General features: G+C 70.3%; 9 protein-coding genes and 1 pseudogene. All 10 read right to left on the bottom strand.

All coding sequences use genetic code 11. The annotated features are described in order from the left end of the window. A partial coding sequence (locus RR1_RS21355) for a glycine-rich domain-containing protein (protein ID WP_040775167.1) occupies positions 1-448 on the bottom strand: 448 nt, incomplete at its 3' end. Further along, the gene (locus tag RR1_RS21350; protein WP_072713753.1) at positions 448-1,575 is read right to left on the bottom strand and encodes a hypothetical protein; all 1,128 of its coding nucleotides are present in this window, start codon (positions 1,573-1,575) and stop codon (positions 448-450) included. The genes RR1_RS21355 and RR1_RS21350, both read right to left, overlap by 1 nt. Continuing rightward, positions 1,572-1,880, bottom strand: coding sequence for an LtfC-like domain-containing protein (locus RR1_RS21345; protein ID WP_010837398.1), 309 nt, complete (start codon positions 1,878-1,880; stop codon positions 1,572-1,574). The genes RR1_RS21350 and RR1_RS21345 overlap by 4 nt, the downstream gene beginning before the upstream one ends. A gap of 13 nt (positions 1,881-1,893) precedes the next feature. Continuing rightward, positions 1,894-2,274: a hypothetical protein gene (locus tag RR1_RS21340; protein ID WP_010837399.1), complete on the bottom strand. Its 381-nt coding sequence runs from the start codon at positions 2,272-2,274 to the stop codon at positions 1,894-1,896. Continuing rightward, on the bottom strand, positions 2,274-2,681 hold the full coding sequence (locus RR1_RS21335) for a hypothetical protein (RefSeq protein ID WP_010837400.1): 408 nt from the start codon (positions 2,679-2,681) through the stop codon (positions 2,274-2,276). Before RR1_RS21335 ends, RR1_RS21340 begins: the two co-directional genes overlap by 1 nt. Then, positions 2,678-3,166 carry a hypothetical protein gene (locus RR1_RS21330; protein ID WP_010837401.1) on the bottom strand — a complete coding sequence of 163 codons (489 nt, stop codon included), beginning with the start codon at positions 3,164-3,166 and terminating at the stop codon, positions 2,678-2,680. The genes RR1_RS21335 and RR1_RS21330 overlap by 4 nt, the downstream gene beginning before the upstream one ends. Further along, positions 3,166-3,624 (bottom strand): LGFP repeat-containing protein, encoded by a 459-nt coding sequence (locus tag RR1_RS23060; RefSeq protein WP_307718155.1) that lies wholly within the window; start codon positions 3,622-3,624, stop codon positions 3,166-3,168. The genes RR1_RS21330 and RR1_RS23060 overlap by 1 nt, the downstream gene beginning before the upstream one ends. A gap of 63 nt (positions 3,625-3,687) precedes the next feature. Then, positions 3,688-4,182: pseudogene (locus tag RR1_RS23055) on the bottom strand (M15 family metallopeptidase); the annotation flags it as partial. Then, a complete protein-coding gene (locus tag RR1_RS21310) occupies positions 4,179-4,454 on the bottom strand; it encodes a hypothetical protein (protein ID WP_010837403.1) in 276 nt (91 codons plus the stop codon). The gene RR1_RS21310 and the pseudogene RR1_RS23055, both read right to left, overlap by 4 nt. After that, the coding region (locus RR1_RS22495) for a hypothetical protein (protein WP_040772497.1) at positions 4,451-4,942 on the bottom strand (492 nt) is incomplete at its 5' end. The genes RR1_RS21310 and RR1_RS22495, both read right to left, overlap by 4 nt.

Here is a 4,942-nt window from a genome sequence, read left to right as displayed (position 1 = left end):
TGCCGCCGTATCCCGCGATGCCGACACCGCCGGCTGCGGTGAGCGCGCTGCCGCCGGGCACGGTGATCGTGGATGCCGTTCCGGGGTTGCCGAGCTGCTCGCGGGCGGTGCCCGTTCCGCCGGCACCGACCGTGACGGTGAGCGACGTTGCGGACAGGGCCGCGAGATCGATGGTGTCCGATGACCAGGAGCCGGCTGTGCCGCCGCGTCCGGGCTGGCCGTTGGCGCCGTTGCCGCCGTGCCCTGCCGAGCCGCCGCCGATCGCGACGCGATCGACGAACCGCGCCCAGATCGGTACCGGCACCGTCACCACTCCCGGCGCGGTGTACGAGAGGGTCTCGGGGTCGCGGCGCCAGACCAGGGCGTCGCCGACGTACACGCTGTGCGCGAGGGCGTCGCCGACGTACACCGAGTGTGCGGGTGCGTCGCCGGTGTGGAGGCCGGGCATCACGCGGTCCGGATCGTGATGCGGTTCGCGGGAGCACCCGACGGCGCGCCCGCCTGCACGACGAGCGTGTATGCGCCGGAGACCTTCCCGTTGAGGGCGGTCTGGGTGGCGGTGCTGATCGGCTTCGCTGCATCGGACGTGTTGTTGACGCTGCCGAGGCCGACGTCGCTCTTGCTCAGCACGACGGTGCCGGTCTGGCCGTTGACCGACGAGACGGCGTCGTCGGGCGCGTTGAGGCGCACCCAGGACTCGAACACTGTGGGTGAGCCTTCGCCGAGCATGTATGTGCCCTTGTCGCTACCGCCGGTGACGACCGCGACGTCGCCCTCCTGGACGTCGAGGGCGAGCATCGCGGCGCGATTCGAGACCCGGAACGGCTTCGTGAGTGCGACAGCGGGGAGCTGACCGGTGGGGACCTTGCCGCCGACGAGGTCGGCTTTCGTGTTGACCCAATCCGAGAACGGGCCGGTGGACGCGAGCCGGTCCTGCGGGATCGCGCGCGGCGCGAGGTGCCGGGCCTCCACGGCCTGGTCACCGATCTTGTCGGCGGTGACCGCGCGGTCACGGATCTTCGCGGTCGTCACCGAGTTGTCGGACGGCTGCCCGATCGACTCACGCGCGTCGGCGGCCGACTGCTCGGCGGCGCCGGCCGCGACCTGAGCGGCCTCGGCGTGGTCGGCGGCGCTGGTGTTCGATTCGTGTGCGGCCGCGGCCTGCTCGGCCGCTGCGACGAGTGCGGGCACGACGACGGTGTCGCTGGTGCCGTCGCTCGCAGCGAACACGAGCGCGTTGCCGGCGATCGCCGCGTCGGTGTAGCCGCGGCCGGGATCGCCGGGCGGGCCCTGCACGACGAACCCGCGACCGGCCGGGGGCCAGCCGTGGACGGTCCACACGTAGCCGAGGCCGTCCGAGCGCACGATGTACACGTCGCCGACGTCCTGGCCGTCGGCCGGGAGGTCGGTGTGCTGGTCGACGATGCCGCGCACGGTGATGCCCTTGCCGTCTCGGCCGGCGAGCGGGATCAGCAGAGCACCGGCTGCGGCCTCGGCGCCGAGGACGAACCGGTGCTCGTCGGGGTCGAGGGTGATCGGCGCGTTCGCGGGCCCGGAGACGATGATCGCGGTCATCGCGGAGCCACCCGCCGCACGTTGCCGTGCATCCGCACCTTGTTGCGTTCGGTGACGGCGCCGGGCTCGTTGAACCGCAACCGGAACGCGGTGCCGTCCTCGATCGTGTCGGCGACCTCGGACTCGATCACGAGGGTCGCGGTGTCCCCGGCGATCGTGAACGGGTACTCGGTGTCCCCGAGGTGGAGCACCAGGGTGGCGCCGTCGGGGTAGTCGCCGTCGGCCCACCGGGCGGTGAGCTCGAAGTCGTCGAGATCGATCAGGTACAGCGGGACGAGCGGTAGATCCGCTCCGAGCTGGTCCATCGGGTCTCCCCTTTCACTGGGTCGGGTCGAGCTCGACGGGTACCGGCGGGTACGCGTCGAGCTCGTCGCGGCACGAGCAATGCCGAAGGTGGTGGACGTCCTGATGGTGGCTGCGTTCGCGCCACCGGTTGCGTGACTGCGTCATCCGGTCGTAGCGGTTCTCCATCGCGTCGGCGCGCGCCCACGCCTCACGTTCGCCGGCCTCGGCGCGGTCGAGGCTCTCGCGGGCTCGGTCGAGGTCGGCGCGGATCGCCGAGATCTGCCGCTCCTCGCGGGCGCGGGCACCGTTGCGGCGGGCCTTGATCGCGCCGAACGCTGCCTGCAGTGTCGTGCCGCCACCGAAGGCTGTGACGATCAGGGCGAGTTCGGTCGGCGACAGCCCGAAGATCATCATCAGTCCCCGTTCTCGAGGGGCACCCCCGCAAGCCGTCGGAGCTGGACATGGCGGGCGAGCAGGTGTAGCGCGTAGGCGGTGACGAGCGCGGTCTGCGTCAACCGGGTGATCTCTCCGCCCGCCGTGATCGCCCACAGCGCAACGAGATACATGGCGGCTCCCGCGACGACGAGCAGGATCGCCGGGTATTCGATCAGGTACCGCTCGGTCAGTGACGCGGCCGCGCAGGTGATTCCGCCGACGAGCAGCAGCAGACCCCAGATCATCGCGGTGATCGTGCCCAGGACCGCCGAGATGGTGTTCGGTGTCCAGTAGATCGAGGCGAACCCGGCGACCGCGACCGAGGCGTAGGCGCCGGTGCGCAGGGCGCGCTCGAGGTCGGCACGCAGCGCCTTGGGCAGGCTCACCAGCGCCGGCGGTGTCGGCCGGCGGCGTCGTCGCCGAACGGCACCTCGGGCCAGTCGCCGCTGATCTCGACGGCGCGGTGCTCGACGACGAGCGGGGTAGCCTCGCGCGACGCGGCGGGAGCGGTCGACGGCAGGCCCTTCACAGTCGGCGTGGCCTGTGGGCGGACCAGGAGCAGATTCAGGATCAGCGGCGCGAGGGTGAGCAGGACGCCCTGCTGCTCGGTCGTGAGGTCGAGACCGAATGCGACGAGTAGCGGCAGCGCGGTCTGCACGACGGCGACGAACGCCGCGATGGACACGGGCCGGACCGCAGCGGCGACGATCGCGCCGAGGACGGCGTTGACGAAGGCCTGGATCAGGCCCTGCGTCTCGGTCGACACATCCACGCCGAACGCGACGACGGCCGCGACGATCGCCATGACGAACGCCGACCAGAACGCCGGCTCGCGGCCGAGGATGAGCTTGGTGCTCGTGACTGCGGACATCAGTTCTCCTGAGTGAGTTGGGCATCGACGCCGGACGGATGCCAGCGGAGGATGCCGTGCTGGAAGGTCTGCTCACGCGTGCCGCCACCGGCATCACGTTCGTTGCTCGTGAGCCAGCCGAAGGCGCCGGTCTCGCGGCCGAGTTCGTGCCAGCGCTTCTCGATCGCACCGTGCACGAAGAATCCGGGCTGCCCGTAGCGGCGGTAGATGGTGCCGCCCTGGAAGCCTTGGATATCGCCGACACCCTCGATGACCGCGTGCCGCCGAACCGGGTAGCCGAGGGTGCCCTGCTCCCACGACTCGCCCGCCCACGTCTCGTAGATGTTCTTCGGCACGGCGATCGCCCGCGCGATCTTGTCGGGCCCGACGTTCACTGCGGGGTGCCAGTAGATCGATCCGCCCGTGAAATCGGCGTATCTGCCCACGCCGTCCTTGCATGGCCGCTCGCCGTCGAACAGACGCTCGCCGATCCACGCCGCAGCAGCCGCGGCCTCGCGATTGATCTCGTTCGTCGGGGGCGGAGGCGGGGCTGCGGGCTGACCGTAGATTCCGAGGTGGCCGCGGTTCAGCCGGTCGGCGAAGTTCGCGAGTCTGGCATCGCCCTCCCGGTAGCCGATCTGGTAGTGCATCTCGTCGGCCCGGCCCCAGTCGGCACCCCAGTAGATGGTGCCCTCGAACAGACGCAACCCTTCGCGGACCTTCGCGATCCGCGCTGCGGGCATCGTCCGCAACCCCCACGGGTATTTGGGGGCGTTGATGTCGACGGCAGTGCCGGACAGGTGATTCGAGTTCTTGACGTCGTTCGTCGCCGACCAGCCCCACACCGGCGACCCGGTAGGTTCGACATGGCGGTGATACCAGATCAGCCAGGCGTTGAGGATCGTTGCGGCGATGCCCGCGCGGATCGGCGCGGTGTTGCTGAACGGCACGGTGTTCGCGACGACGCAGCCGTCGCGGTCGACCATGCGCCAACCGTTCTCGCTGTAGGTGTGGTCGTAGATCGTGCGGAAGCTCATCGTTCCTCCGTATCGGTGATCGGTTGCTCGGGTAGCGCGGTGTCGGCGAGCGCCGTCGTGATGGCGTGGGCGGCGGCGGCGAGGTCGCCGTCCCAGTGGTCGAACCACTGCTGCGTCCACGCGAGGAGGTGCAGCGGCCATTCGGTGGGGTCGGGCTGGTCGGTGACGGTGCGCACGGTGCCGTCGACATCGAGGACGAGCCAGCCTCGGCCGGCGTCGTGGTGCGCGGTGAGATCGGACTCGGTGACGATGTAGCGGCCGTCGCGGATCATGACGGCACCTGCTCGAGGTGCAGCCCGTGCCACGGGATTCCGTTGGTGCTCATCGCGAGCTGCGCGAGCGGGTACGCGTTGGGCAGCGTGGCCTGTCCGGGTGCGCGGTAGTAGGTGCCGCGCACGAGCCGCGACGACGGGCGTGCGATGCCGGCCTGCTCGATCCACGCGAACTTCCGGGTCGACTGGACCAGGCCGGGGGCGTGCTGCAGGTGCATCGCGAACAGCAGCTGCCCGGGGACGATCTCGTTCGTGGCCGCGACGGCGAGTCCGGTGGTGACCTCGAACTCCTGCATGGTCGACGGCAGGGCGTTCCGGATGTTGCCGGAGTCCCAGACCTTCATCACCATCTGGTTGTCGGGGTCGTAGACACCGAGACCGAGGAAGAACGCGTCGATGTCGAAGACGCCGGACTCGCCGCCCGCGATGATCGACATCTTCGTCGGGACGCCGCGCCGGTCGGCGACGATCGGCGTGTAGTAGACGCT

This window comes from Rhodococcus rhodnii NBRC 100604 (genome assembly GCF_001894925.1).
In the GTDB taxonomy this organism is placed as follows: domain Bacteria; phylum Actinomycetota; class Actinomycetes; order Mycobacteriales; family Mycobacteriaceae; genus Rhodococcus_F; species Rhodococcus_F rhodnii.
Note: the sequence above shows the minus strand (reverse complement) of the source record. Positions and strands in the feature narration are given on the sequence as shown.